At 37.8% G+C, this 26,553-nt stretch carries 29 protein-coding genes and 1 pseudogene; 21 read left to right on the forward strand and 9 right to left on the reverse strand.

What is annotated here, in order from left to right; all coding sequences use genetic code 11:
- Nucleotides 1-31 precede the first annotated feature (31 nt).
- The 8 genes and pseudogenes from EDX97_RS07610 (at nt 32) to EDX97_RS07640 (ending at nt 7,090) form a co-directional block, all read left to right on the forward strand.
- Nucleotides 32-808 (forward strand): alpha/beta hydrolase, encoded by a 777-nt coding sequence (locus EDX97_RS07610; protein WP_128520554.1) that lies wholly within the window; start codon nt 32-34, stop codon nt 806-808.
- A 1-nt stretch (nt 809) separates the two neighbouring features.
- On the forward strand, nt 810-2,207 hold the full coding sequence (gene nhaC / locus EDX97_RS07615; protein WP_128520555.1) for a Na+/H+ antiporter NhaC: 1,398 nt from the start codon (nt 810-812) through the stop codon (nt 2,205-2,207).
- A gap of 84 nt (nt 2,208-2,291) precedes the next feature.
- Nucleotides 2,292-2,702: a Fur family transcriptional regulator gene (locus tag EDX97_RS07620; protein ID WP_128520556.1), complete on the forward strand. Its 411-nt coding sequence runs from the start codon at nt 2,292-2,294 to the stop codon at nt 2,700-2,702.
- A 14-nt stretch (nt 2,703-2,716) separates the two neighbouring features.
- On the forward strand, nt 2,717-3,295 hold the full coding sequence (locus EDX97_RS07625) for a ferritin family protein (RefSeq protein ID WP_128520557.1): 579 nt from the start codon (nt 2,717-2,719) through the stop codon (nt 3,293-3,295).
- Nucleotides 3,296-3,515: 220 nt separating this feature from the next.
- Complete coding sequence (locus EDX97_RS07630) at nt 3,516-3,722, forward strand: hypothetical protein (RefSeq protein ID WP_128520558.1); 207 nt, start codon at nt 3,516-3,518, stop codon at nt 3,720-3,722.
- Between the two features lie 199 nt (nt 3,723-3,921).
- Nucleotides 3,922-4,095 (forward strand): hypothetical protein, encoded by a 174-nt coding sequence (locus tag EDX97_RS11735; protein ID WP_183164307.1) that lies wholly within the window; start codon nt 3,922-3,924, stop codon nt 4,093-4,095.
- Nucleotides 4,096-4,147: 52 nt separating this feature from the next.
- A pseudogene (locus EDX97_RS07635) lies at nt 4,148-4,453 on the forward strand (Cna B-type domain-containing protein); the annotation flags it as partial.
- 198 nt (nt 4,454-4,651) lie between these two features.
- A complete protein-coding gene (locus EDX97_RS07640; protein ID WP_128520560.1) occupies nt 4,652-7,090 on the forward strand; it encodes a Cna B-type domain-containing protein in 2,439 nt (812 codons plus the stop codon).
- A gap of 42 nt (nt 7,091-7,132) precedes the next feature.
- On the opposite strand, the gene EDX97_RS07645 is transcribed toward EDX97_RS07640, so the two are convergent.
- The 3 genes from EDX97_RS07645 to EDX97_RS07655 all read right to left on the reverse strand — a co-directional run bounded on the left by EDX97_RS07645 (nt 7,133) and on the right by EDX97_RS07655 (nt 9,039).
- Nucleotides 7,133-7,717: a hypothetical protein gene (locus EDX97_RS07645; RefSeq protein ID WP_128520561.1), complete on the reverse strand. Its 585-nt coding sequence runs from the start codon at nt 7,715-7,717 to the stop codon at nt 7,133-7,135.
- Nucleotides 7,704-8,186, reverse strand: a complete 483-nt coding sequence (locus EDX97_RS07650) for an RNA polymerase sigma factor (protein WP_128520562.1) — start codon at nt 8,184-8,186, stop codon at nt 7,704-7,706. Before EDX97_RS07650 ends, EDX97_RS07645 begins: the two co-directional genes overlap by 14 nt.
- A gap of 88 nt (nt 8,187-8,274) precedes the next feature.
- Nucleotides 8,275-9,039: a purine nucleoside phosphorylase YfiH/LACC1 family protein gene (locus EDX97_RS07655; RefSeq protein ID WP_128520563.1), complete on the reverse strand. Its 765-nt coding sequence runs from the start codon at nt 9,037-9,039 to the stop codon at nt 8,275-8,277.
- Nucleotides 9,040-9,129: 90 nt separating this feature from the next.
- Between EDX97_RS07655 and EDX97_RS07660 the strand changes: the two genes are divergently transcribed.
- The 9 genes from EDX97_RS07660 (at nt 9,130) to EDX97_RS07700 (ending at nt 20,145) form a co-directional block, all read left to right on the forward strand.
- Nucleotides 9,130-9,567: a MarR family winged helix-turn-helix transcriptional regulator gene (locus EDX97_RS07660; RefSeq protein ID WP_128520564.1), complete on the forward strand. Its 438-nt coding sequence runs from the start codon at nt 9,130-9,132 to the stop codon at nt 9,565-9,567.
- Nucleotides 9,568-9,569: 2 nt separating this feature from the next.
- Nucleotides 9,570-11,678, forward strand: coding sequence for an ABC transporter ATP-binding protein (locus EDX97_RS07665; protein ID WP_128520565.1), 2,109 nt, complete (start codon nt 9,570-9,572; stop codon nt 11,676-11,678).
- Nucleotides 11,671-13,491, forward strand: coding sequence for an ABC transporter ATP-binding protein (locus EDX97_RS07670; RefSeq protein ID WP_128520566.1), 1,821 nt, complete (start codon nt 11,671-11,673; stop codon nt 13,489-13,491). The genes EDX97_RS07665 and EDX97_RS07670 overlap by 8 nt, the downstream gene beginning before the upstream one ends.
- A 122-nt stretch (nt 13,492-13,613) precedes the next feature.
- Nucleotides 13,614-14,663, forward strand: a complete 1,050-nt coding sequence (hrcA, locus tag EDX97_RS07675) for a heat-inducible transcriptional repressor HrcA (RefSeq protein ID WP_128520567.1) — start codon at nt 13,614-13,616, stop codon at nt 14,661-14,663.
- Nucleotides 14,635-15,225, forward strand: coding sequence for a nucleotide exchange factor GrpE (gene grpE / locus EDX97_RS07680; protein ID WP_128520568.1), 591 nt, complete (start codon nt 14,635-14,637; stop codon nt 15,223-15,225). Before hrcA ends, grpE begins: the two co-directional genes overlap by 29 nt.
- Before the next feature lie 14 nt (nt 15,226-15,239).
- Nucleotides 15,240-17,054, forward strand: coding sequence for a molecular chaperone DnaK (dnaK, locus tag EDX97_RS07685; RefSeq protein ID WP_128520569.1), 1,815 nt, complete (start codon nt 15,240-15,242; stop codon nt 17,052-17,054).
- A 61-nt stretch (nt 17,055-17,115) separates the two neighbouring features.
- Entirely contained in the window at nt 17,116-18,237 is a 1,122-nt protein-coding gene (gene dnaJ / locus EDX97_RS07690) for a molecular chaperone DnaJ (RefSeq protein ID WP_128520570.1), read from the forward strand.
- A gap of 73 nt (nt 18,238-18,310) precedes the next feature.
- A complete protein-coding gene (metA, locus tag EDX97_RS07695; RefSeq protein ID WP_128520571.1) occupies nt 18,311-19,297 on the forward strand; it encodes a homoserine O-acetyltransferase MetA in 987 nt (328 codons plus the stop codon).
- Complete coding sequence (locus EDX97_RS07700) at nt 19,294-20,145, forward strand: patatin-like phospholipase family protein (RefSeq protein WP_128520572.1); 852 nt, start codon at nt 19,294-19,296, stop codon at nt 20,143-20,145. The genes metA and EDX97_RS07700 overlap by 4 nt, the downstream gene beginning before the upstream one ends.
- Nucleotide 20,146: 1 nt before the next feature.
- Here the strand turns inward: EDX97_RS07700 and EDX97_RS07705 are convergent, their stop codons facing one another.
- Nucleotides 20,147-20,563 (reverse strand): PaaI family thioesterase, encoded by a 417-nt coding sequence (locus tag EDX97_RS07705; RefSeq protein WP_128520573.1) that lies wholly within the window; start codon nt 20,561-20,563, stop codon nt 20,147-20,149.
- 59 nt (nt 20,564-20,622) lie between these two features.
- Between EDX97_RS07705 and EDX97_RS07710 the strand changes: the two genes are divergently transcribed.
- A complete protein-coding gene (locus tag EDX97_RS07710) occupies nt 20,623-21,159 on the forward strand; it encodes a hypothetical protein (protein WP_128520574.1) in 537 nt (178 codons plus the stop codon).
- Between the two features lie 219 nt (nt 21,160-21,378).
- On the opposite strand, the gene EDX97_RS07715 is transcribed toward EDX97_RS07710, so the two are convergent.
- The 5 genes from EDX97_RS07715 to EDX97_RS12060 form a co-directional block, all read right to left on the reverse strand.
- Nucleotides 21,379-22,332: a tyrosine-type recombinase/integrase gene (locus EDX97_RS07715; RefSeq protein ID WP_183164308.1), complete on the reverse strand. Its 954-nt coding sequence runs from the start codon at nt 22,330-22,332 to the stop codon at nt 21,379-21,381.
- A 505-nt stretch (nt 22,333-22,837) separates the two neighbouring features.
- A complete protein-coding gene (locus tag EDX97_RS07720) occupies nt 22,838-23,800 on the reverse strand; it encodes a hypothetical protein (RefSeq protein ID WP_128520576.1) in 963 nt (320 codons plus the stop codon).
- Between the two features lie 34 nt (nt 23,801-23,834).
- On the reverse strand, nt 23,835-24,911 hold the full coding sequence (locus EDX97_RS07725; RefSeq protein ID WP_128520577.1) for a type I restriction endonuclease: 1,077 nt from the start codon (nt 24,909-24,911) through the stop codon (nt 23,835-23,837).
- 16 nt (nt 24,912-24,927) lie between these two features.
- Nucleotides 24,928-25,212, reverse strand: coding sequence for a hypothetical protein (locus EDX97_RS07730; RefSeq protein ID WP_128520578.1), 285 nt, complete (start codon nt 25,210-25,212; stop codon nt 24,928-24,930).
- Nucleotides 25,213-25,259: 47 nt separating this feature from the next.
- Nucleotides 25,260-25,715 (reverse strand): helix-turn-helix domain-containing protein, encoded by a 456-nt coding sequence (locus EDX97_RS12060; protein ID WP_245978028.1) that lies wholly within the window; start codon nt 25,713-25,715, stop codon nt 25,260-25,262.
- A 160-nt stretch (nt 25,716-25,875) separates the two neighbouring features.
- Here EDX97_RS12060 and EDX97_RS07740 point away from each other — a divergent pair, with 160 nt between their 5' ends.
- The 3 genes from EDX97_RS07740 to EDX97_RS07750 are packed head-to-tail and all read left to right on the forward strand — an operon-like array spanning nt 25,876 to nt 26,547.
- Nucleotides 25,876-26,082 carry a helix-turn-helix transcriptional regulator gene (locus tag EDX97_RS07740; protein ID WP_128520579.1) on the forward strand — a complete coding sequence of 69 codons (207 nt, stop codon included), beginning with the start codon at nt 25,876-25,878 and terminating at the stop codon, nt 26,080-26,082.
- Between the two features lie 33 nt (nt 26,083-26,115).
- A complete protein-coding gene (locus EDX97_RS07745) occupies nt 26,116-26,316 on the forward strand; it encodes a hypothetical protein (RefSeq protein WP_128520580.1) in 201 nt (66 codons plus the stop codon).
- A gap of 15 nt (nt 26,317-26,331) precedes the next feature.
- Nucleotides 26,332-26,547 (forward strand): hypothetical protein, encoded by a 216-nt coding sequence (locus EDX97_RS07750; RefSeq protein WP_128520581.1) that lies wholly within the window; start codon nt 26,332-26,334, stop codon nt 26,545-26,547.
- Nucleotides 26,548-26,553 lie beyond the last annotated feature (6 nt).

A 26,553-nucleotide genomic window follows, 5' to 3' on the forward strand; every position in this document is an offset into this window, starting at 1 on the left:
GGTATGATACTCAGGTCGGGAGGAAAATGACATGGAGAGATATGTGGAAATCATTCGTGATGGATTGACACTTCGAGGTATGATGCATGTTCCAGACGATCTAAGCCAACCCGTTGGTATGGTCATCTTGTTACATGGATTTTGCGATGATCGCAATGAAATTAATTTTGTTCATACAGAATTGTCGAAACGACTCTGCAAAGATGGTATCGCGAGTGTACGTTTTGATATGAATGGTAGTGGCGAAAGCGATGGTCGCTTTGAGGATATGACGGTTTCCAGTGAAATCAAAGATGCTGAAGCCATGTTGGCTTATGTACAAGCCCAAGATTTTGTGGATCCTCACAAAATTGCCTTACATGGAACAAGCCTTGGTGGTGCGGTTGCTTCCATGGTAGCTGGTCGTCATAAAGATGAAATCAAAGCATTATCAATGTGGTGTCCAGCACCGGATCTGATTTATAATTTGCGAGAACACAAAACCTTATGTGGTACGGATGTATCTGATATTGAACAAATCCAATGTGCGGATGCAGAAGGATTAAAGATGGGCTATGCCTTTTATCAAGATTGTTTCCAATTGGATCCATACAAAGATGCCGCACGATTTGATAAAAACGTCAATATTGTGCATGGAGATCAAGATATTACGGCGAGTTGTCAATGTTCCTACAAGTACAAAGAAATCTATCAAGATCGAGCCAACTTGTTGATCGTACCAGGAGCAGAACATCGATTTATGTCATTTGCCTATCGAAAAGCACGTATGGAAAGTGCTGAAAACTTTTTAAGAAAGGAATTGAAGTAGTATGGAGGAAAGAAAAAAACCATCAACAGCGTTTGCGTTGATTTCATTTTTTGCGATCGTATTAGTTTTGATCGTAATGATCAATATTGGTGTCAATACGACCATGTCCGTGTTTGCGGGTGTGATTGTTGCGGTTATCATCACAAAGATTTTAGGCATTCCTTGGAAAGAAGTGGAAAAATCCATTATTTCTACGGCAGCTGATTGTATGCCAACCTTCTTGATTGTTATCATGGTTGGTATGTTAGTCGGTATCTGGATGGCCGGCGGAACCGTTCCTAGCTTGATGTATTATGGTATGATGGTCATCTCGCCAAAAATCTTAGTACCATTGGCCTTTGTGTTGTGTGCTTTAACATCTGAATTTACCGGAACATCATTTGGTTCGGTTGCCACAATGGGTTTGGCCATGGTCGGCATTGCCTCGACAACCAGTATTCCGATTCCATTGGTTGTTGGTGCTATCGTTTCAGGGGCATGGTTAGGTGATAAAATGTCACCATTATCCGATACGACCAACTTAGCCAGTGGTGTATCGAAAGTCCCTTTGTATGATCATATCCATTCAATGCAGTTTACAACATTGCCTGCCGGTTTAGTCGCATTGATCTTGTTTACGATTGCGGGTCTACATTATAGTGGTGGAGCCATGGATATGGCCCAACAGAAATTGATCATGGAGACGTTGTCTAAAAACTTCAATATCAATTTATTGTTGATCTTACCAGCAATCTTAGTTATTTTGGTTTCTGTATTCAAATTACCATCCTTATTAGGTATGGGCTTGGCTGTATGTGTATCCGTTATTTTTGCGATGTTGTTCCAAGGTGTGAACTTTGTGGATTTGATGAACTTTGCCTTTAATGGATTCTCCATTAAAACTGGTGTAGCCATCGTCGATCCGATGTTGAATCGTGGTGGTGTGTTATCTATGGCCGAATTGTTGGTAACCTTTATGGTTGCTTCTGTTATGGGTGCTATCATTACTTCTACAGGTATCTTGGAAGTCTTAGCACAAAATGTCTTATTGAAGTTTATCAAGAATAAATCCATCTTGGTCTTGGTTACTTTGATTTATTGCTACATCGTCAATTTCTTGACAGCTGGTGGACAAACCGTATCTATCATTGTGACCGAACAAACGTTTGAATCCACGTTTGATGATATGAACATTAACCGAAAAGTACTATCACGTACGCTAGAGGATGCTGGTACCTTATCCGCACCAATCGTTCCTTGGGGTGTTGCGACTATCTATGTTATGGGTGTATTGGGATGTTCCAATGCGTATATTCCATATGCATGGTTCATCTTCATCGTTCCAATCTTCTCAATGGTCTGTGCCATTACCGGTATTGGTATGTGGGATAAAGAAGGAAAACCACTTCGTAGTAAATAATTTTTCAAAAAGAGGGTTGACAGTAAACCCTCTTTTGATTATTATAATAACAGTAATAGTTACTATTATTGAAAAGGAGAAAAGATGGCAACATTGAAGTATACCCGACAACGGGAAGCAATTTTAGAAAACATCAAACATCGTACAGACCATCCAACAGCGGATGATGTGTATCAGGATGTATCTAAGACCTTTCCTAATATTAGTTTGGGTACGGTCTATCGTAACTTATCGGTATTGACTGATTTGGGTGTTATTCGTCGATTATCGACAGGCATAGGCGCGGATCATTATGATGGAAATATGATTCCTCATAATCACTTCATCTGCCAAAAGTGTGGACGTGTATATGATATGGAAGACGATCTGGACGTAACAGAAATACAAAAACGAGCCAGTCGTCACTTCAAAGGTCAGATCACGGGGTGTTCCATTAACTTTTATGGCACGTGTGAGTCATGCTTAGAAAAATCCCAATCAAGAAATAGAAACTAAAGGAGGAAATTTTTATGGCAAAGTATAAATGTACAGTATGTGGACACATCTATGATGAAGAAGTAGAAGGTGTAAAATTTGCAGATCTTCCTGCAGATTGGAAATGTCCAACTTGTAAACAACCAAAAGACAAATTCGTATTGGTTGATGAATCCGCTGATCGTGAATGGGCAGCCGAACATGTTGTTGGTGTTGCGAAAGGTGTAGATCCAGAAATTATTGAAGGATTGCGTGCAAACTTTGAAGGTGAATGCTCTGAAGTTGGTATGTATTTAGCAATGAGTCGTGTAGCTATGCGTGAAGGATATCCTGAAATTGGTATGTATTATCGTCAAGCTGCATTTGAAGAAGCAGATCATGCCTCTCGTTTTGCAGAATTGTTAGGTGAAGTTGTAACCGATTCGACAAAGAAGAATTTGGAACTTCGTGTGGAAGCTGAATATGGTGCAACCGAAGGTAAATTCGAATTGGCTAAGAAAGCAAAACAACTTAATTTGGATGCTATTCATGATACTGTTCATGAAATGGCTCGTGACGAAGCTCGTCATGGTAAAGCATTCGAAGGCTTGTTGAAACGTTATTTCGGTGAATAAAATATATTTAAATCGAATCTAAATCAAATAGCTGAGCTATCATGAATAGCTCAGTTATTTTTTAATACATGTAAAATCACATAAAAGCAGAATTAGGAGCGTAAACTTATTTAAGAGAAAGATAACTTTAGTTGATCGTATTAAAGTGTATGAAGAGGGAAAGACAATGAAAATGAACAAAGGGAGCTAAAACCTATTCACAAGTTTTTTAGTTGTTGTGATGTTTTTTGGCATTTTGACTTCGAATTCAATTCCATTACAAGCTGAGTCATCAGAAGATCAAACAATAGAGACATCCAATCAAGATGTATCCTCTCATTTTCATGCTGTGATTACTACAAATAATGATACGTTTGAATCTGGTACAAACGCCATTGTCTCGGTTCGTTACACATTGGATCAAGCAAGTACATCATCAGGCGATTAAATTTTGGAATAGCAATGGATTTGCACAAAATGAAATTCATTTGATTGATCATTTAGATTCGTATGTTAAATATCTATGTGCGGAATCTAATGAGCATTTTTCGATTCAACAAGTTGCTTCAGATCTGTAAGCTATAAAGATTACAAATATAAAGAAAATCGATGGATATTTAACAACTTATGTACGATTTGGTGTGGATATGATAAATGTACCTGTTGGATATACAGTACAAGGATTATCCGGAACGGATAATGAATATACAGTAACTGTGACACCACAATTGGAATATGATGCATCCGGGAAAGAAACAGGACGAATTCTCGCAAATCCAACCTATCAGAAAAACGAAAGTAGATGGCATCACATTCAATAACCAAATGGCGACAACTTCAATTGCTATTTCCAAGAAATAGGATGACAATAACAACCAAGATGGCAAACGCGCCAAAGAGGTTACGGTACATCTGTTGGCCGATGGCAAAGATACGAACAAGGCCGTCAAGCTGAACAGTGAGAACAAGATGGATTGCTATTCGACTTCCATCAGCGAGGATGCGAATGATGGCTTTATCATCACAAATAAACATATAGTTGCTAGTGCATCTGTAAAAGAAAAACCAACCAAGCAAAAGAGTACACAGACGGGTGTAGAAATGGATATCCGTGTGTATTTCATGATGACAATTTTACCATTATTAGGTATCATCCTGTTAATGCGCAGGTATTACTAATTCTTACAATATCAATTCTAAAAAGGTATCGAACGAAATGTTTGATACCTTTTTTCATGTGTTATAAATAGACATATTTAAATAAATATAATTAAATGTTAAAAATTAAATTGATTTATTTAAAAAGTACAAAAAATTAATTATAACGATATATTTAAGATGAATAAATAAAATTTATTCTAGAAAGGAGAGAGATTTATGTGTATTCATAAGAAAGCAGTATGGAAATGGATGTGGATGAGTTGTTTTGCGTTCGTTTTTGTTTGTGCTTGTCATATATTTACTTTAACTATTTTTGCAGAAGAAGTCAGTCCAGAACCTGTACAAACTGAGACTGAAGTTGTCGACAATACGGCTGTTACAGATGAAAAGACTATGCCAACAGCGGGTGCGTTAGATACACCAATGAAAGATACACCCGTACAAAATGTTACGGAGTTGTATTTAAATGGACAAACTGTAAATGATACGAATGATGGAACAAGCATTGAAAAGGCTTTGAAGACATTCGAGAAAGCACGTGAAAAAGCAACGTCTATCCAAACAGTAAATACAATTTATGTGACGGATACGGTTGACATTAGCGGAGATGTTTCGTTGAAAGGAACGAATGCGATAATAAAACGTCATCCGAATTTTAATGGATACTTGTTTAATGTAAAGGGAACAGCTACTCTTTCAGGTATCACGGTTGATGGAAACAGTGAAAATTGTCCCAATACCGAAAAATCATTAATTAAAGTTTTGTATAATCAACAGTTGAATATTCAAGATGGCGCCATTCTCCAAAACAATAAGATCAAGCGTCCGAATGGACCTATTTACCGTGCAGAAGGTGGTGCTATCTATGCGGAATTAAGCACTATCAATATGATGGGTGGTATCATTCAGAACAATCAAGCTTGTTATGGTGGTGGCATCTTGTTGAATTTTGCAGTTTTAAATATGTCGGGTGCTACCATTCGCAATAATTCAGCAGTTGATGGTAAAATAGGCGGATTTGATGGAGATACTGTTGGTTGTGGCGGCGGCATTGGAGCCTATGTACAGGGCATGGTTGTCAGTGATCGTGATAAATCCCAAACGGTGATCAATTTAAGTGGTGGGTTGATTCAGGATAATAATTCGGAAGGCCCTGGTGGTGGTATCTCATTGGGGTATTTACAAGCAAGTAATGGTCAAAATATTTTAAATATGACTGGTGGTCGAATTGATGGGAATCGATCAGGCGGTTGTGGCGGTGGCATTTTTGTCCAAGCCGGATATAGTGAATCTTATGGCGGACCATCTTATTCCGTAGCAACGATTACTGGCGGCTATATCACAAATAACCAAATGCTCGGTACCAATCACAAAGATAATGTTTTGTTTGGCGGCGGCATCTATGTGAATGGATACTCCAAAATGAACAAAGCTTTTCATGATGGTGTCTTACAATTAAATAATGCGATCATTACAGATAATACAGCTACACTTGATGGTGGTGGCTATGCAGCTTGTCCTGTATCTATCACAAAAATATACTTGAAAAACGGTGTAGCATTGTATGGAAATCAAGCAAAAAATGCGAATGAAATTTATATTTTGGCTTCATCGACGATGGGGGCTCATTCAGGAAATCCAAAATTTTCCATTATGAACGCAATGTTAGGTGGACATCCATATTATTGGAAATATCAAGATGGCACTTTAGTACCACAAGATAAATTAGAAGGTAGTTTAATTGGTCTCTTTAGTGAATCCTTATCTTTGCATACAGATGAGCTGGCAGATGCGATGGCCTCTTCCTTAGCAAAGGTTTGGATAACAGGAAACACTTCCACTACTCGTGGTGGTATTGGTTCCAATGGATTGGTCACTATGGGAGATGTAGACACAACATCCATTGCAGTAGAGAAACAATGGGATGATCAAAATGAGCCAGAAAAAAGACCATCTTTAGTAGAGTTGGACTTATATCGAACCGATGATTTGAATGAAGAAATTTTTGTTGGTTATGGGTATATAAAAGCAGATGAAAATGGTCAATGGCATTATGTATTTACAAATTTACCAACACAAACAGCAACAGGATCAAATTATCACTATAGAGTCAAGGAAAAGTCATTGGAAGGCTATATGTATACAGTCGAGGGAAATGAAAAAGACGGCTATCTTTTGACAAACCATCTTTCTACACAAATTCATGTACAAAAGGTTTGGAATGGAAAAAAAGCCGATTTCGTGAAGGTGGAATTGTTGGCGAATGGACAAAGAACAAATGTATTTATCACATTACATGCAGAAAACCAATGGACAGGATCGTTTGTAGATCTAAAAAAATATGATGAAAATGGGCAAAGAATCCAATATACAATTTATGAAGAAATAAACAATGATGTATACGAAACTTCCATTAGTGGAAATATGGAAGAAGGATTCATTATCACAAATATCGAAAAGAAAAAAGAAATAGAAAGTCCAAAACAACAAGAAAACAAAAAAACAAATGTTCCTCAAACATCTAAACAAGTCTCAACCACTGTACAAACAAGTACCCGTATGGACATTACAGCCTATGAAAGCTTAATCGTGATGACTGGATTGGGTATCTACTTCCTAATGAAACAGAAGTATTCAAAACAGAAATGTAAATAAACAAATTCATAAACGATAGTGGCGAAAAACCACTATCGTTTTTTAGTTGCAAGAAAACTCATCTGGTAATACATATCGATCTTCACTGGTTGCTACACCACCCGACTTCACAACCGTGATATACAAGGTTTTTTTGCCATCTCGTAAAGTGATATAGGTATAGGTATTATGAGCCAATGGATTGGTAATATCATATTTTTGATCTTTATAATAGAGATACATATGACCATCTATTTTTTCCGTTGATACCATGTTTTCCTGATCTTCCATGATTTCTTCTGGAGTTAAAGCACGGGAATGACCTTGTGTATCAATGGCTACACCACCTCCACTTTGTATGGCTTTTCCATTTGGATCCTTGATTGAGTAGGTTCCATTATTCTCATCGATTGTCAACGTTGCATCCGTCAATTCTCCATGCATCCATATTTGAATCGTTCTTTGTATGCCGCCAATATTTGCTGCATAAATGGTCGAAGTTCCTATGATCAGGACCATGAATGCCCCCGCAAATGCCCATTTTTTTGACCACTTTGCTGTTTTTCTATTCTCTAACTGTACCATAAAATCAGGTGATGTATGTAACGATGAAAAAGCGCGTTTATACCATTCTTTATTCGTCATCATGCCAATCCTCCTTTAATTTATCTTTCAACATGCGTCTCGCGCGAAGCAAACGGTTTTTAACAGCACTGGGTGTAGCCCGTACCAATTGACTGATTTCATTGACGGAATAGTCTTCATAATAGTACAAATGAATCACAATTCGATATTTTGTTGGTAAGGATAAAACCGCCTTTATTAATCTTTGATCATCGGATATCTGAGGGGATGTACCCCACATAGAATCAGGTAAAGATACACGCTTTTGTGACCAGAACGATATTCTTATATTTTTGGCTTTATTGATTGCAGTTCGTAAAAGCCACGCTTTGATATGTTCTTCGTTTTCAAAATCACGTGTTGTCACTATATATTGATAAAATGTTTCTTGGACGATATCTTCTGCATCGGCTACATTTCGAGTAATACTAAAAGCCGTACGAAAGATGCAGTCTTTATAGGCTGGTACCAAATCATCAATTGGAATCTTCATTGTCTCTCCTCCATATTTAAAGGTCCTTTCACTATATATACAAATCAAGTTGTATTTGGTCTCAAAAAAACAGCCCTTTTTTGGGCTGTTAATCATTCTTGTTTTTTATATAGGCAAAGGTGAAATGTTCACCGGTGGTTTTACCATCACGGCGATAGGAAAAACAATGTGGATCTGGTTTCGTATCATAGGTCGAAGGATAAATGTGAGTGATTCCATATTTTTCTAACATTTTGATATTCATACCTTGATTATCAATATAAGCCTTATGATTAGGCATATATTGGATACACCCATCCATATCGATATGGTTTTCTTTCAATTGATCAACGACTTCCAAACCAACTTCTAAGGTCTCAAATTGAAGACTTGGACTAAAATATGCCCTGGTTGATTCTGGATGTAAAAGGTGTTCATCCAATAATTGATGAACGGTCTTATCGGTAATGGCTTGTACCGTTCCTTTCCAACCTGAATGAATTGCACAAATACAAGGTGTTGTTTCATCAATCAACAATAAACCAACACAATCAGCTGTAAAAACACCAATCAACGTTTGTGGTTCTGTCGTATAGACAGCATCCACACCCATGATCGAACTCTCTTTGGTATAGGCACCTCTTGACCAATCGGCCTGGGTGATGCGATAAGATTTGTTGGTGTGTTTTTGCCATGGCAAAGCCCAATGATCCAAGGAAATGGTTTCTTTTTCTAATTGTTTACGATTCTGTAGGATGGCTTCTGGATCGTTACATACATGTAAAGCCATATTGTTAGCTTCCGGACAGGTGATATCGCGCATGGTCGTGGCGGCATAGATACGATCATCATTTTGATAAATAATTTTATTCATATAAGTATTCTAACAAAATAAAGTTGAAATATGTATCGGAAAGTTGTAATGTTTAAAAATAAATCATTTAAAATGAAATGAGGTGATCCTATGCAAGATTATGAATTTTTATCTTGGCGAAAAATCAAGCAACTCATCAAAAAAATAGCGGATGCTTTTTTAAAGGAATATGATCTAAAAATGATCGATGTGATCTTAATGAATGGATTGTATATCCATCCCGAAGCAGATACCCTCAATGATTTGAGTGACGCATTGTGTGTCAATAAAGGACAAGCTTCCCGATCCATGGATTCTTTGGTAAAGCGTGGATATGTCATCAGCGAGATCGATATTGCGGATCGGCGATTGATTCATTTCGCATTGACAGAAAAAGGACAGCAATTAACCAAGAAATTGGATGATGTGCGTCAAAAAGAAATCAAAAAGATGTTTGAGGGAATTCCCGAAGATAACATAAAGATATTTATCGATGTTTTACATCAAATCAATCAAAATATCAAAAGACTCAGTAAAGAAGGGAAATAAATATGGTACGAATGTTTCGATTTATGAAGAAGAATGTGATCTGGATATTGATCATTTTTGGCTTATTGTTAGGGCAAGCCTATTGTGATCTATCGCTTCCTTCCTATACCTCTAAGATCGTAGATACCGGTCTTCAACAAAAAGGAGTAGAAGATGCGGTTGCCGATTCCTTTCGTGTGGAAACGATGCAAAATCTTTTGTATGTTTCTACCGAAAAAAATCAAAAAACGATTGAAGATGGCTATACCTATTCAAAGAAAAAAGACATGTATGTTGTCAAAGATTTGGATACCGAATCCCACGACCATTTGAATGATGTGTTATCCAAAGCCGAAATGATGCTTTATATTATGGAAAAACGAAATATTCCGGTTCAAATGATACCGCAAGTTCAAATGCCACAAGTACGCAAAGAAATCAACAAACGCTTAAAAGATTATCCGGACACGATGATCACTCAAGCTGCTATCTTATTTGTGCAACAAGAATACAAAGCCCAAGGCGTAGATCTCGATCAGAAACAAAACGACTATCTATGGAATACCGGAAAGAAAATGATTCTTATGGCTGTAGTGGCAATGATTTGTTCCATCTTGGTGGCTTTGATTGCCAGTCGAATTGCGGCTGAATTGGGAAAAGACCTACGTAATAAGACGTATGAAACGGTATTAACGTATTCTGCTAAAGAAATGAATCAATTCTCAACGGCCAGTTTGATCACACGAAGCACCAATGATATCCAACAAATCCAATTGGTTATGACTATGATCTTCCGTGTCGTTTTATATGCACCCATCTTAGCCATTGGTGGCATTATCAAAGTCCAACAGACAGGATCGTATTTAAGTTGGATATTGATCGTTGCGGTCGGTGTTCTATCCGTTGTGATGGTCATCTTATTTGGTGTGGTCATGCCAAAATTTAAGATCCTACAAAAATTGATTGACAGCGTGAACCTGATTTCACGAGAAATCCTAACAGGAATTCCTGTTATTCGTGCTTTCTCAGCAGAAAAGTTTGAAGAAAAACGCTTTGACAAAGCCAATCAAGATCTAACGAAAACCAATTTATTTGTCAATCGTGCCATGTCTTGTATGATGCCTTTGATGATGTTGATCATGAATGGAATCAGTGTATTGATCGTCTACTCGGGTGCCCATGGCATCGATGCCGGAAAACTGCAAGTCGGCGATATGATGGCCTTTATTCAATATGCGATGCAAATTATCATTGCCTTCTTGATGATCAGTACCATTGCAATCTTCTTGCCAAGAGCCAATGTTTCTGCCAATCGAATCAATGAAATTTTAGATACGAAATCATCGATTAAAGAACCCGAACATCCACAAACACCAGAAAAACAAGGCAAATTGGTTTTTGATCATGTGTCCTTTAGTTATGGCCATGCCAAAGAAAAAGTATTGGATGATATCAACTTTACGGCACATCAAGGAGACACCATTGCCTTGATTGGTAGTACCGGATCCGGAAAATCGACATTGGTCAACTTGATTCCACGTTTCTATGACGTAACTGAAGGATCTATATTAATGGATGATGTTGATATTCGCAATATCGATTTGAAGACTTTGCGGGATCGCATTGGTTTTGTACCGCAAAAATCCGTGTTATTTTCTGGTACAATCGCATCGAACTTACGTTTTGGAAAAAAAGATGCCTTGGAATCGGAATTATGGGATGCCATTGATATGGCACAAGCCGAAGATTTTGTGAGTGAAAAAGAGCATGGAATGGATTCCCATATTGCTCAAGGTGGTTCCAATGTTTCCGGTGGACAGAAACAACGATTGGCCATTGCCCGCGCGATTGTGAAACATCCTGAATTCTTAGTTTTTGATGATAGTTTTAGTGCCCTCGATTTTGCGACCGATGCACGATTGCGAAAAGCCTTAAAAGAAAAAGCTTCCGATGTTACAACGATCATCGTTGCCCAACGTATTAGCACGATCATGCATGCCGATCAAATCTTAGTATTGGATCATGGTAAAGTGGTCGGTCAAGGTACCCATGAACAATTGATGAAAACATGTGATGTTTATCAACAAATTGCCCAATCGCAATTATCACAGGAGGAATTAGCATATGAGTGATCGTCAACAAAGACGTGGTCGTGGTGGCCGTGTCGTTGAAAAACCAAAAGATTTTCGAAAATCCTTCAAAGAATTGGCATCCTATATGATGCGTTATAAATTTCGCTTGTTGATCATGGTAGCCTGTGCCATTTTAGGAACTATATTTACTATCGTTGGACCAAAAATCTTAGGACAAGCCACGACCGAGTTATTCAACGGTTTGGTTCGAAAAGTACAAGAAAAAGGCGGTATCAACTTTGATAAGATCACGATGATTTTGGCTCGTGTCATGATCTTATATGCAGTCAGTGCCTTATTCTCCTTTATTCAAGGTATTGTGATGGCTGGTATTGCCAATGATGTCGGCTACAACTTACGAAAAGACATTTCGACCAAGATCAATCGAATGCCCCTAAAATATTTTGAAAGTCGTCCCTATGGAGAAGTATTATCCCGCATCACCAATGATGTGGATACTCTCCAACAAGGAATCAACCAAAGTATTACGCAGTTGATCACCAGTGTCACCACAATCATTGGTGTCATCATCATGATGTTGTCGATCAATGGTTGGATGACATTGGCAGCTCTTTGCATCTTACCTATATCTATTGTGATCGTTGCTTTTGTGATGCATCATTCTCAACGCTATTTCCGTGACCAACAAAGATATCTAGGTGATGTCAATGGTCAAGTGGAAGAAGTGTTTGCCGGACAAAATGTGATCAAAGCCTACAATCAAGAAGAAGATGTCTTGCAAGTGTTTAAAGAAGCCAATGATTCTTTATATGAAAGTGCTTGGAAAAGTCAGTTCTTCTCTGGCATGATGATGCCTATGATGCAGTTTATCGGTAATGTTGGTTATGTCGTCATTGCGATATTAGGCGGTTTCTTAGTTATTCAAAATGCCATTGAAGTAGGAGATATCCAATCCTTCTTCCAATATATTCGTAACTTTACACAACCCATCCAACAGATTGCCCAAATCTTGAATATGTTGCAATCCAGTACCGCAGCCAGTGAGCGAGTATTTGAATTCTTACACGAAGAAGAAGAACCACAAACCGTGGAAAATCCAACCAATCCAACAAATTTGGATGGTCAAGTGACATTTGATCACGTACGCTTTGGTTATGATCCCAATCAAATTGTCATTCATGATTTTTCAGCGAACGTATTGAATGGTCAAAAAATAGCCATCGTGGGACCAACAGGTGCAGGTAAGACCACACTCGTAAAATTGTTGATGCGATTCTATGATGTCAATAGCGGAAGCATTTCCATCGATGGACACGACATTCGAACCTTTGATCGTAATGGCTTACGTTCTTTATTAGGTATGGTGCTTCAAGATACCTGGTTATTCCATGGTACGATCATGGAAAACATTCGATATGGACGTTTGGATGCAACGGATGAAGAAGTCATTGCCGCTGCCAAAGCTGCTCATGCCGATGAATTTATCATGCAACAGCCCGATGGCTACCAAACCGTATTGGATGAAGAGTCTAGCAATATTTCGCAAGGACAGAAACAATTGTTGACAATTGCTCGAGCTATCTTGGCCGATCATAAGATCTTGATCTTGGATGAGGCCACTTCTAGTGTGGATACACGTACCGAAGGCTTGATTCAAAAAGCCATGGATCATTTGATGGAAGGTCGAACCAGCTTTGTGATTGCGCATCGTTTATCGACGATCAAAGATGCCGATACAATTTTGGTCATCAATGATGGGGATATCGTGGAACAAGGCAATCATGAAGAATTATTGAAAAAAAATGGTTTTTATGCCAAATTGTACAATAGTCAGTTTGAACAAGTTGCTTAGAGAGTGGAATCTTTTGATTCGCTCTCTTTTTTAATTTTTTAGCACTTTTTAGTTGACGGTGCTAATTATTGTGATATACTGTTAGCAGACGTGGAATAAGAGTGCTAGAAAGGAGTCCCTTCATGGAGTTGACACAACGACAAAAAGTTATATTCAAAACCATTGTTGAAGAGTTTACTCGATGTGCAGAACCGATTGGTTCGAAGACGTTGATGGAATTATTAGATTTTCCCGTTTCTTCAGCTACGATTCGTAATGAAATGGCAAAATTGGAAAAACTCGGATTACTAGAAAAAACGCATACTTCGAGTGGTCGAATTCCTTCACAATTGGGATATCGATACTACGTCGAGCATTTAATGGTCACGGATTTGGATACGCCAACCAAAGCATCTTTACAACAAGTCTTTTCCGAACGTCAATTTTCTTTGGATGAAGTTGTTCAGAAAAGTTGTGATGTTTTAAGTGATATGACCAATCTTACAAGTATTGTATTGGGACCGGATAGTTCGCAACAAACCTTACAAAATGTGCAATTGATTCCCATCAATTCACGAAGTGCTGTTGCCATTATCGTAACGGATACCGGTCATATTGAAAATAAGATGTTTCAATTTGGAGAAGATGTTTCAGTCAATGACATGAAAACATGTTGTGATATCTTCAATGATCAATTGAAGGATACACCGATCAATCAGGTGGTATCCAAGATGCAAGAAATCAAGCCATTGATGAGTGCCAAAATTGCTCGAAGTGAAGTCTTGTTTGAAGCCTTTGTGACTGCGTTTATGAAATTTGCGACAGAGAAAGTTGCCGTATCTGGTCGAAGCAATATGTTGTATCAACCGGAATTTAGCGATATTTCAAAATTGAAGCAATTGATGAAAATTTTGGAAAACAGTGATTTGTTCCAGAAATGGACCGATCAAGAAGGAAATGTTGCCATTCATGTAGGTGAACGAAATGAAGTCTTACAAATTGGTGATGTTTCTGTGATATCAACCAAATTTCATGTGAAGAATGACGAAGAAGGGCAACTGATGGTCGTTGGACCGAACCGGATGCAATATTCGAAAGTAGTTGCACTAATGGATTATATGAGTGATGTAATTGAAGATGTGTTTACGGAAGGAGGCTCGTCCGATGGATCAGGAAACAAAGAAGACAAATGATGAAGAAGTCAAAACGGGAGATGTAAAATCACCGAAAGATACAAAAGAAAAAGTAGAAAAGAAGTCGGTCAAAGACAAAGTAAAAGAGAAGATCAACAAGGTCGATCCAAAAGATGAAAAAATCAAAGAATTGGAAGAACAACTGAAACAAGCCAAGAATGATCGTGCTCGCGCGTATGCGGATGCGGAAAATATGAAAAAGCGTCTGCAAAAAGAAGCCGACAATGCAAAGAAATATCGTTTTCAACAAGCTGGATTAGCTCTATTGCCAATTGTTGACAATATGGGAATGGCCATCAAAGTCGATTCTGAAAATGAAGAACTCACAAACTATGTGAAAGGCTTTGAAATGATCTACCAACAATTACAGCGTGTGTTGGAAGACGAAGGCGTAAAAGAAATTGAAGCAGAAGGAAAACCATTTGATCACAATACAATGCAGGCTTTGATGCAAGAAAAGAAAGAAGATACAGAGCCAGGAATTGTTCTTGAAGTGATGCAAAAGGGTTATATGTTGAAAGATCGCATTTTGCGACCTGCACTTGTGAAAGTAAGCGAATAAAGGAGGAATTGATTATGTCTAAAATTATTGGTATTGATTTAGGTACAACAAATAGCTGCGTTGCCGTAATGGAAGGTAAAGATCCAAAAGTAATTCCAAACCCTGAAGGAAATCGTACAACACCAAGTGTTGTTGCTTTCAAAGATGGCGAAAAAATTATCGGTGATGCCGCAAAGCGTCAAGCTGTCACAAATAAAAATACAATTTCATCCATCAAACGTTTGATGGGTACCAGTCAGAAAGTAGAAGCAGAAGGTAAGCAATATACACCAGAAGAAATTTCCGCGATGATTCTTCAATATTTGAAAGGATATGCCGAAGATTATTTAGGTGAAAAAGTAACCGAAGCCGTTATTACAGTTCCAGCTTACTTCAACGATTCCCAACGTCAAGCAACCAAAGATGCTGGTAAAATTGCTGGTTTGGATGTAAAACGTATCATCAACGAACCAACGGCTGCTGCCTTGGCTTATGGTATCGATAAAACCGATAAAGAACAAAAAATATTGATCTATGACTTAGGTGGAGGTACATTTGATGTTTCCATCTTGGATTTAGCCGATGGTACATTCGAAGTATTGTCAACCAATGGTGATACCCACCTAGGTGGTGATGATTTCGATAACGTTTTGGTTGATTGGATGGCTGATGATTTCAAGAAACAAAATGGTATTGATTTGAAGAAAGATCCAATGGCTTTGCAACGTTTAAAAGAAGCCGCTGAAAAAGCCAAGAAAGATTTGTCAGGCGTTATGCAGACACAGATTTCTTTGCCATTTATCTCTGCTGGTCCTGCTGGTCCATTGCATTTGGATATGACATTGACTCGTGCGCATTTTGATGAAATGACTAAATTCTTAGTTGATCGTACAATGCAACCAATCCGTAATGCTTTGAGTGATGCCAATATGTCACCAAGTGATTTGGATCAAGTATTGTTGGTTGGTGGATCGACTCGTATCCCAGCTGTACAAGAAGCTGTTGCTCGTGAATTAGGTAAACAACCAAACCACAGTGTTAACCCCGATGAAGCTGTTGCAATTGGTGCTTCTATCCAAGGTGGTGTCTTAAGTGGAGACGTTAAAGATGTTTTATTGTTGGATGTTACACCATTGTCATTAGGTATCGAAACCATGGGTGGTGTCATGACTGTATTGATTCCACGTAACACAACGATTCCTACAAGTAAGTCACAAATCTTCTCAACGGCTACCGATAACCAACCTGCCGTTGATATCCGTGTCTTACAAGGTGAGAGACCAATGGCTAACGACAACAAAGAATTAGGTAAGTTCCAGTTAACAGGTATTGCGCCTGCTCGTCGTGGTGTTCCTCAAATTGAAGTTACGTTCGATATTGACTCCAACGGTATCGTTAATGTTAGTGCGAAAGATAAAGCAACGGGTAAGGAACAAAATATTACAATCCAGAACTCTTCTCGTTTGAGCGATGAAGAAATCGATCGTATGGTTCGTGAAGCCGAAGATAACAAGGAAGCCGATGAAAAACGTAAAGAAGAAATTGATTTACGTAACCGTGCCGAAGGTTTGATTGCTCAAATCGATGCGACTTTGGAAGACAACAAAGACAAGATCGATACAAAACAAGCTGATGAAGTCAAGAAAATGCGTGATGACTTGCAAAAATCATTGGATGAGAATAACATGGACGATGTCCGTACAAAATTGGATGCATTGGAAAAAGCAGCGCAAGCAGCAAGTGCTTCTATGTACCAACAAGCCGGTCAGCAACAATCCAATAATGATGCAAATCACAACAACAGCAATAACGATGATGTTGTTGATGGCGAATACACGGAAAAGAACTAGTTTTTCAAGAGTTCCACATTTGTGGAACTCTATGCGTCTAGAAAGAAAGGGATGATGTCTCATGGCAGATGAAAAAAGAGACTATTATGAAGTGCTCGGCGTTTCGAGAGATGCAACACCGGATCAAATAAAAAAGGCCTATCGAAAATTGGCTATGAAATATCATCCGGATGTGAATAAAGCGCCTGATGCGGAAGAAAAATTCAAGGAAATCAATGAAGCCTATGAAGTCTTAAGTGATGAAAAGAAGCGTGCGCAATATGATCAATTTGGTCATGCTGGTGTGGATGGTCAATTTGGTCAAGGAGGATTCTCTGGCGGTTATGCTGATTTTGGCGATCTAAATGATATTTTTGGCTCCTTCTTTGGTAGTGGATTTGGCGGATTTGGTCAATCATCACGTCGTCAAGCCAATACACCACGTCAAGGAAATGATCGTGTCATGCAGATGAGCATTGATTTTATGGATGCTGTCTTTGGCAAGACCGAAACCATTTCGCTCGAAGTGGATGAGCCTTGTAGTCATTGTCATGGAACAGGTGCCGAAAATCCTTCGGATGTACAAACATGTCCTCATTGTCATGGTACTGGATATGTCATGACCCAACAAAGAAGTATGTTTGGTGTGATCCAGCAACAAACGGTTTGTCCAGAATGTCATGGAACGGGTAAGAAAGTGACACATGCTTGCCATCAATGCCATGGTAAGGGCTATGAACATAAACGTCAAAAATTGGATATCAAGATTCCACAAGGTATTCAATCCGGTCAACAAATTCGTATTGCCGGTAAAGGAGAACGTGGCGTAAATGGTGGTCCAAATGGTGATTTATACATTGAGATCCATGTGAAACCACATTCGACATTTAAACGTCAAGGCGATGATATTTATATCACCGTACCTGTGAGTGCGATTGATGTAACCATTGGTACCAAGATCCAAGTACCAACTGTTTATGGAGATGTTGAATTAAAGATTCCAGAAGGCACCCAACCAAATACAAAATTCCGTTTAAAAGGAAAAGGTGTAAAATCTCGTCGTGGCAGTACGGGCGATGAATATGTCGAAGTCAAAGTGGAAATTCCTAAGCGTGTTTCAAAAAGAGATCGCGAATTGTATGAAAAGATTCGTGATGGACAGTCGGAATCTCCGTTTGAACGTTTTAAACGTGCTTTTAAGTAAGAACAGTGTTCAAACTGTTCTTTTTTTAAATTCGTTGTAGAATAGTACTAAGCCACAAAAAGGAGTCAAAATTATGCCAATTAATATTCCAAATGAATTACCCGCAAAGGAAATATTGGAAAGTGAAAAGATATTTGCGATTGATGATGAAAATGCCCGTCGTCAACGAATTCGTCCTTTGCGTGTAGTGATTTTAAATTTAATGCCTAAAAAAATTGAAACGGAAACCCAAATTTTGCGACTCTTAAGTAAGTCGCCTTTACAGTTGGATATTGATTTGATGAAAGTTTCCAGTCACGAATCCAAAAACACGAGTAAAGATCATTTGGTGAAATTTTATGAAAACTGGGATCAACTAAAAGAAAATTTTTATGATTGTATGATCATTACAGGAGCTCCCGTTGAGGAAATGCCTTTTGAAGAAGTGGATTATTGGGAAGAATTGACCCATATCTTTGATTGGACCAAGACCCATGTGCTTTCCACTATGCATATTTGTTGGGGTGCCCAAGCAGGATTGTATTATCATTACGGTATTCATAAATACCAATTAAAAGAAAAGCTATTTGGGATCTTTCCACATGAATTGTGTGATGAATATGATTTCTTGACCAATGGGTTTGATGAGATCCATAATGTTCCGCATTCACGTCATACGAAAATTGATGAGAACGAACTAGCTAAAGAAGATCGTTTGGTTGTATTATCTCGATCCAAAAAAGCAGGTTCCACGATCATTGTGACAAAAGGATATCGTCAAGTCTTTGTGATGGGTCATTTTGAATATGGTGTAGAAACCCTAGCCCAAGAATATTTCCGGGATGTCAATGCCGGAAAACCAATTCATGTTCCTGAAAATTATTTTCCGAACGATGATCCGCATCAAAGACCCATCTTAACATGGCGATCGCATGCGAACTTGTTGTATCGAAATTGGTTGAATTATGTCTATCAAACAACGCCATATCACATTGAAAAGATCAAAAAAGTGCCTTTGTATCAAGGATTCAGAGAAGATCATGGCTATGCACAAGCATTCCGAAAGGAAGATGACGAATGAAAACAGGATTAGTTCTGGAAGGCGGTGCCATGCGTGGCATGTTTACAGCCGGGGTGTTGGATGTCTGGATGGAAAATGGCATTATCTTCGATGGTGCCATTGCTGTTTCAGCTGGGGCAACGTTTGGCTGTAATCTCAAATCTCATCAACCATATCGAGTTTTGCGATACAATAAAAAATACTGTCAAGATTGGCGGTATTGCAGTTTTCGTTCCTTATTTTTGACAGGAGATCTATATGGTGCTGAATTTGATTATGATCGATTGCCTAAAAAATTAGATGTATTTGATACAACGACGTTTAAACAAGATCCGATGGACTTTTATGTGGTCGCAACCGACGCAAAGACAGGAGATCCGTTATATCATCTTTGTGTCGATGGCAAGGACAATGATTTGACTTGGATTCGTGGTTCGGCCTCTATTCCTGTATTTGCTCGTCCTGTTCATGTGGATGGCTATACAATTTATGATGGTGGCGTGGCCGATCCGATTCCCTATAAGAAGATGTTTTCTTTGGGATATAAGAAACAAGTAGTTTTGTTGACACAACCGGCTTCTTATCGTAAACAACCGCAAAAGAATATGAATGCATTGCGTGTCTTATTGAAACGATATCCTGAAGTGATTAAAGATTTAGAGCATCGGCATACATCGTATAATGCGACATTGGATGCAATCCAGGTGTTAGAGGAACAAAAAAAGCTCTTTGTGATTCGTCCAAAAGAGCCATTGAATATCGGATCCATTTGTCACGATCCCAATGAATTGGATCGAGTCTATAAAATGGGTCGATTAGAAGCAGTAAAACAATTAAAAGCATTGAAAGCCTTTTTAGAAGAAGAGTAGTTTACTTTTCTTCTTTTTTCTTGAGAAAATACATGGTAAGGGTAGCACGAGATATGATGGTTTCATCTTCATTGAATAAGAAAACTTCATAGTTACCAATCGTATGTCCTCGGGATATTTCGGTCGCTATAGCAGTGATTTTTTTGCCAGTAGCCGGCTTGATGAAATTGATTGATGCATTGAGGGTCACACTTTCTCTTCCGGTTGCGAAACTAGCAGTACCGGCAGCGGTATCAGCTAATGAGAAAAGAATGCCGCCATGAACGATGTGAAAGACATTCAACATGGATTCATCAATGGTCATTTCAACACGGGCATGCCCTTCCCAAGCTTCAGTAATCGTCATATTATGACGTTGCAGAAAAGCCGTGGAATGATTCATGCGGTCAATGAGTTTCAGATTATTTTCGGGTTTCATGTTTCTAGTTTACCACAGTATGTTATAATACGACTATTGATTCAGGGAGGATATGAAATATGTCAGGTAATTGGACAAGTTGGTTGATCATGCTGATCTTGGTCGCGTATATGATTTATTCCGTTTTTCATACGGTGCAAGTCTATTCGAGACATCGAAAAGCATTAACAGAATGGAAAAAAACAAATGCGGATGCAGAATTGTTTGATGATAGTAAAGTTTGGGTCATTTCCAGTGGTATCATGGCTATTGTTGGTATTGTGATCGCATTAAATATTCAAACGATGAATGTGAATAAAGCTTCAGTTGGTTTGTATCGTATTGCGTATATCATGATTGCTGTCATTTTTATTAGTATGGTCTTTTCTTCATTGGCTAGTAAACGGATGTGGTTTGTGAGTGATGGTTTTTTCTTTGGTGATCGTTTCTTTAAATTTAAGGATATTGAAAAAAGAGAACCCATTGGTGGAATTGGATCTCATACGTTACATCTAGTCTTTAAAGATAAGTATGCGATTCAAATCAATAAAAAGATGGATGATAAAATCACTCAAAAAACAAAGATGTGGAAGGCAAGTAAAAAGAATCGTAAGTAATCACAAAATTTCACACATTTTTGGCATAAATAAGCCATGATTATTATGTATTCTTTTATCAGAGCTAAGGAAAAGCTCACTTCATAATCAAATTCCCTTTCTTAAAACTTTCTTGAAAGCGCCTTGGGTTAAAATACGATACCTAAGGCGTTTTCATTTGCCTAAAAGGCTATCAATTTGTATCAAAGCCCCACAAAAGCCCCACAAAAGCCCCACAAATTAGATGGAGTTAACCGCATTCAGAAGCGTAGAAACATCAAGATGTGTATATACCTTTTCTGTCACGTCCATCTTGGCGCTATGCCCGAGTATCTTCTTGATCACCACGGGCTTGACGTCTGCTTCCGTAAGCATACTTGCACAGGTATGCCGTGTATCATGCGGTGTATGATGCATGCGCAATGACTTGAGTACCGGATCCCAATGGTACTTTCGGAAAGTGGTATATGTATATGGCCGTATGCCGTCACGACTGATAAGCGTATCGGCACCAACAGCCATCCAATCCTTGTAGAAAGGTAAGACCTTATCGGCAATCGGAACCGTACGGATACCACTATCGGTCTTGGATCGGACCACATCAAAGTACTGCTCATCAAGGTGCACATCCTCGCGCCTCAGGCTTAGAAGCTCATCGATGCGCACACCGGAGTAGATCAAGGCCAGTATGATACGCACGGTGCTGTCATCCGTATGCTTCCACAGACGCTTGATCTCAGTGGCCGTGAAGCGATTATGTTCGTTGCGATTGGGGTTCTTGTTGCGGTACCTGGACAGGTCGATATAAGACGAAAGGTCACGGTCCGTGATGCCCTGGCCGATCGCGTATTTATACAAGGCATTCATCATGGACTTGAAGCGCTTCAAGGTCGGTGCATTCTTGCCGGATGTATCTATGGATCGGATGATATCCTGAACTGTCAAATCTTTGAACTTCATACCATAGACAGGCTCCAAGATCTGAAAGGCCGCACGGTAGCCTTTTTGCGTCGATTCCGAGACGATCGGGAAGTGGTCGGCCGACCATGCATCATATACTTCCTTGACCGTCATGACCCTCTTTTCATAGCCATACGGCGAACTGTGATATGCCTGGAGAAGTTCAAAAGCCTCGGTCCAGGTCTCTGCATATCCAACTGTCTTAAACTTTTTTCTAACTTTCTGATCATCCATATCAAGCTCTTTGGACACTAGTACCCTAGCCCTATATGGTTTTCTTCTCGTACCAGGCAGCTTGTCGATTCGTCCAAACCCGTTTGGTAACCTTCTTAATTTCTTTGTCATTTGTACTCATTCCTCTCTTTGTGTTAAAATGAGCACATAAAAAGATTAATGATTGTCAGTCATTCTTTTTATGCGCAAGCCCTCTATGACGAGTACCAGTCGCCAGTGGGGGCGCTTTTTTTTATTGTAAGCTTATAAAAATAGGTCTATCCTGTTTGCACAAGATAGACCCTCAGTGACGCCCGGATATCCGTCGTCAAGATAAAATATCAGTGACTCCCATACGTTGCGTATGTAGCCAAGATTCATTCATATCTTATATCAGCCGTTTTCTTGTGTCAAATCAATTGATGTGTACGATTTTATTATTTCTCGATCGATTCGATTCATTATTTCCTTGGAGACCCTTCAGTGAGGGCCCTTTTTTATGTGGCATTAAAACATATTAATGTTATTATTGTACGGTTTGCAGTTTGCCATCTTCTGTCACATAATAGGTAGTACATCCATCTGTTTTAGCAACACCATAAGATCCGTTTGACTGGGATAAACCTACATTTTTTTGAATGATTCCGTTAGCTGAATATACGCCATAACCAGAATTGTCTGTATAAAGAATAATATTATATTTATATTCACTGTGTGGTTTAACATAATTTAAATACCAGTCTAATAAATTGTCATCCGTGCACTGTGATGATGCTACATGAATGATTGAATATTCTCCCAATTCTGATCCAGAACCACTGTTTATCGATTCTACTGTTGCATTATCGTAAATGTGTTTTTGTGATTCTGATGGTGTGTTTGAATATTCATTTTTTGACGTAACAGAATCACAGAAAGAAGCATAATCGGAAGAACTACGATAATCTTGATCCATATTGAATTTGCTTGGAGAAAAATCATTTTCGCAGACCTTTTGTTCACCGTTAAAAATAACTTTATAATTAACATGATTAAAAATGTAAATTCCTTGGTCTTTATCACCGTCACAATTTCTAGAAACATCTTCAGCCTGTGAAATTACCTGGTTTGGATCATCGGCGCCAAATTCCTTAATGAATAGTTTAGAAATATTCTTTATATAGTCCTCATTTTTTCCATTATCTTTATCAATGATATCCAAAGAAAAAACTCTATTTTTATTCTCTTTGTCTATGTATGCATAAATATATACTTTCTCTTTTAGCTTTACTCTTTTTGATCCTTTCCCACTTTTTTTGAATACATATTTCTTTTTATTGAAATACTCAGAGTCGCTTTTATTTATCCATCTTTGTAAATCATCAATCTTAAAATTAAATGTTTCATAATTATTTGCAACAGATAAGCTATTTTTCGCAGAAACACGATAAGAATTAAAAGGGGCAAAGAAGAGTAATAGACAGAATAAGCTCGCTAATATTTTTTTCATTTTTCTCTCCTTATTAATAGTTCAAGATTGTTTCTTATAGATATTTTTGTAAGGATTTCAACAATTCATCTTCTAGATCATAAATATTGTCAAGAGAATTTATATCATGACGGACTGACTTCTTATTTTCATCAGAAATTTCGATGTACTTTTTTCTAGAATCTAAATGAATCCTGCAGATCCATTTCCTGGTGTTGTTATCAAAAAGAACACCAAAATAGCTTTCAGTATCTTTATATGTGATACGACTGCCTGATACATTCTTTCTAAGAATGGCCTTTACGATTGCAAAAGCATTAAGTTCATCATAAGTTGTAACAATCTTACTTTTTACTGGTTCTGCTTCATCTTCATCTGCTGTTTTATTGTCTGATGTATCTGCCTCTGTTTCAGAATTGGCATTGGCAAGTGTCTCTTTAAATTTGTTGGACATTTGGTCATTGATATACTGATTGATAGCTCTTTTTGTCAATGGTCGGAATTTTTCAATTACGCGCTGATTCTTTAATCCGTCATACACTCCGTCATTCAATATCAGTCTTATAAAATCGTCAGATGGATTTTCCACTACATTCTTGAATGCTGTCTTTAACAGACCTAGATATTTTAGATCTGAAGCTGTTCCAAGGATACTGCTGATATTCAAATTATCACTTATAAAGTTTTTTAAATAGCTGATGGACTGATCACTAAGTTCTTCCATATTAAGGGTATAGAAAGGTTTGGAGTCCATCACATTAGGCTGATCCAGATCGCTGTAAAATCTATATTCGATTCCATTGGTCAAAATAGCAAATCTTGATTTTGTCGTACCGAAATATCTGAACAGTTGAGAATCGTGGTTGTCCAGTTTTTCATTGCATGATTTTGCCTCGATCAATATGATTGGCTGTCCTTCTCTTAAAATTGCATAGTCTACTTTCTCGCGTTTCTTGATGCCGACATCAGCTGTAAATTCAGGCACAAATTCAAGCGGATTGAATACGTCATATCCTAATATTTGAAAAAACGGTAGTATGAACGATTGCTTGGTCGCTTCCTCTGTTTGGATACTGTCCTTTAACGATTTGATTCTTTCACTTAACTGATACATTTGTTCTTGTAATTCCATAGTTAAAACCTCCATCTTATGGCATATGATTTAAATCAAATTGATTTTTCATAGTTTTTATAATATTCTCGACTTCTTTTTCACATTTTTCAAAATCGTCTTTTTCGCAATATAAATGATCATGCATGATGTGTATCATTTCATGGATAAAAGTGTTTTTCATAGTTGAATCGCAAAATCTGGGATTAATTGCTATTATGAATCCATCGTCATACTTCATACACATTCCTCTAATCTTAGTAGTAAATGGATAATATTGGATTTGTATATTATTCTGTGCACAAAAATCTTCTAATGTCATAAAATCACCCAGAAGGATTTTATGATTTAAAATGACATTATTTATGTCTAATCATCAAGTCCTCTTTGCTTTCTAATTGTTTGCACAAACATTAGAACTGACTCAACGTCTTTTGGATCTAAATCTTTCGTTTTGTTGAATAGAATAACCATATCGTCACGGTTAACAATTTGATTGTATATATCTAATAGTTCAGGCTTATCTGCAAGATATTCACGGTTTGCAGCATCATCACCCCATTGGGATTTTTTATTTAAGGATTCCCTTGCCTTGGATATAACATTTAAATAATTAAGACCAATTTGATCACAAATAATTTTTAAAGTATCTACTTCTATTCGAGATGTTCCATCTTCATATCTCTTTAGAGTTGATTTAGTTTTTATGCCACCAATCAAATCTGAAAGAGTATCTAAACTGATGCCTTTTGACTTTCTTGCAGCTTTGAGTTGTTTACCTATAGATGCATATAATTCCATATCAATTATGTTTTTATCTGGCATATTATCACATCCTTATAATTATATATTTAATTTCTTTATAATTAAATTGTACCAAAAAAACGGTATATTTCAACAATAATTTGTTGCATATATTCGGAACGTGATGTATAGTATAGATGTGCCATAAATACGGAACAGAAAAAGAAGGGAGAGGATTTAATTGGATAAATACACCCCAGAGCAAGCCAGAAGATTAAAAGGTATTTCGCAAGCAAAAATGGCAAAACTTATGGGTATTTCAGAAAATACCTATATTAATAAAGAAAAAGGTGATACTAAATTTTATATTGATGAAGCATGTAAATTTAGTGATTTAGTCGAAATACCTTTAGAAGACATTATTTTTTTTAAAAGAGATGTGCCATAAATATGGAACACTGTAAATAGAAAGGAAATTACTATGGACTACAGAATGATGGAATATGTGACTGATCTAGCAGTCGAACGTGAGGAAAGTGCAAAGCGTGTACGAAGTAAATTGAAGCATGCCAAGAAGAAACATCGAGCAATTCGTTTCTTGGCGGAATTGACCTATACAGGTGCCATTGCAGCAGTACTGATGTACTTGATGCTTGCAGTCACTGCATGGGTAATTGGATAGAAAGGTGGTGAAACCATGTATGAAGAAGATAAACAGTTGATCTGTACTCTGCTGTTACCGGTATTACGACGCACAAGAAATCTTCACGATCTGGAAGAGCTCGAATACAAGCGTAAAGGTGACGATGAAATTGTCATTGCTACGTTCAACAACGGCTATCAAAAGCATGTCAATGTCAGTTTAGATTCCGGAACAGCAATGATCGTCGATGTGATCAATCACATCGTTTAGAAAGGA

Origin of the sequence: Absicoccus porci, from assembly GCF_003725415.1 — a bacterium.
GTDB classification, from domain to species: Bacteria; Bacillota_I; Bacilli_A; order Erysipelotrichales; family Erysipelotrichaceae; genus Absicoccus; species Absicoccus porci.

Coding starts and splice junctions, on each gene's coding strand:
- EDX97_RS07630 (WP_128520558.1), top strand. CDS start 3,516: ATGTTTTTTGGCATTTTGACTTCGAATTCAATTCCATTACAAGCTGAG.
- EDX97_RS12060 (WP_245978028.1), bottom strand. CDS start 25,715: ATGCCAGATAAAAACATAATTGATATGGAATTATATGCATCTATAGGT.
- EDX97_RS07665 (WP_128520565.1), top strand. CDS start 9,570: ATGGTACGAATGTTTCGATTTATGAAGAAGAATGTGATCTGGATATTG.
- grpE (WP_128520568.1), top strand. CDS start 14,635: ATGGATCAGGAAACAAAGAAGACAAATGATGAAGAAGTCAAAACGGGA.
- EDX97_RS07655 (WP_128520563.1), bottom strand. CDS start 9,039: ATGAATAAAATTATTTATCAAAATGATGATCGTATCTATGCCGCCACG.
- metA (WP_128520571.1), top strand. CDS start 18,311: ATGCCAATTAATATTCCAAATGAATTACCCGCAAAGGAAATATTGGAA.
- EDX97_RS07715 (WP_183164308.1), bottom strand. CDS start 22,332: ATGGATGATCAGAAAGTTAGAAAAAAGTTTAAGACAGTTGGATATGCA.
- EDX97_RS07730 (WP_128520578.1), bottom strand. CDS start 25,212: ATGACATTAGAAGATTTTTGTGCACAGAATAATATACAAATCCAATAT.
- EDX97_RS07705 (WP_128520573.1), bottom strand. CDS start 20,563: ATGAAACCCGAAAATAATCTGAAACTCATTGACCGCATGAATCATTCC.
- EDX97_RS07625 (WP_128520557.1), top strand. CDS start 2,717: ATGGCAAAGTATAAATGTACAGTATGTGGACACATCTATGATGAAGAA.
- dnaK (WP_128520569.1), top strand. CDS start 15,240: ATGTCTAAAATTATTGGTATTGATTTAGGTACAACAAATAGCTGCGTT.
- EDX97_RS07710 (WP_128520574.1), top strand. CDS start 20,623: ATGTCAGGTAATTGGACAAGTTGGTTGATCATGCTGATCTTGGTCGCG.
- nhaC (WP_128520555.1), top strand. CDS start 810: ATGGAGGAAAGAAAAAAACCATCAACAGCGTTTGCGTTGATTTCATTT.
- EDX97_RS07610 (WP_128520554.1), top strand. CDS start 32: ATGGAGAGATATGTGGAAATCATTCGTGATGGATTGACACTTCGAGGT.
- EDX97_RS07720 (WP_128520576.1), bottom strand. CDS start 23,800: ATGAAAAAAATATTAGCGAGCTTATTCTGTCTATTACTCTTCTTTGCC.
- EDX97_RS07660 (WP_128520564.1), top strand. CDS start 9,130: ATGCAAGATTATGAATTTTTATCTTGGCGAAAAATCAAGCAACTCATC.
- EDX97_RS07745 (WP_128520580.1), top strand. CDS start 26,116: ATGGACTACAGAATGATGGAATATGTGACTGATCTAGCAGTCGAACGT.
- EDX97_RS07645 (WP_128520561.1), bottom strand. CDS start 7,717: ATGATGACGAATAAAGAATGGTATAAACGCGCTTTTTCATCGTTACAT.
- EDX97_RS07650 (WP_128520562.1), bottom strand. CDS start 8,186: ATGAAGATTCCAATTGATGATTTGGTACCAGCCTATAAAGACTGCATC.
- EDX97_RS07700 (WP_128520572.1), top strand. CDS start 19,294: ATGAAAACAGGATTAGTTCTGGAAGGCGGTGCCATGCGTGGCATGTTT.
- hrcA (WP_128520567.1), top strand. CDS start 13,614: ATGGAGTTGACACAACGACAAAAAGTTATATTCAAAACCATTGTTGAA.
- EDX97_RS11735 (WP_183164307.1), top strand. CDS start 3,922: ATGATAAATGTACCTGTTGGATATACAGTACAAGGATTATCCGGAACG.
- dnaJ (WP_128520570.1), top strand. CDS start 17,116: ATGGCAGATGAAAAAAGAGACTATTATGAAGTGCTCGGCGTTTCGAGA.
- EDX97_RS07725 (WP_128520577.1), bottom strand. CDS start 24,911: ATGGAATTACAAGAACAAATGTATCAGTTAAGTGAAAGAATCAAATCG.
- EDX97_RS07750 (WP_128520581.1), top strand. CDS start 26,332: ATGTATGAAGAAGATAAACAGTTGATCTGTACTCTGCTGTTACCGGTA.
- EDX97_RS07620 (WP_128520556.1), top strand. CDS start 2,292: ATGGCAACATTGAAGTATACCCGACAACGGGAAGCAATTTTAGAAAAC.
- EDX97_RS07670 (WP_128520566.1), top strand. CDS start 11,671: ATGAGTGATCGTCAACAAAGACGTGGTCGTGGTGGCCGTGTCGTTGAA.
- EDX97_RS07640 (WP_128520560.1), top strand. CDS start 4,652: ATGTGTATTCATAAGAAAGCAGTATGGAAATGGATGTGGATGAGTTGT.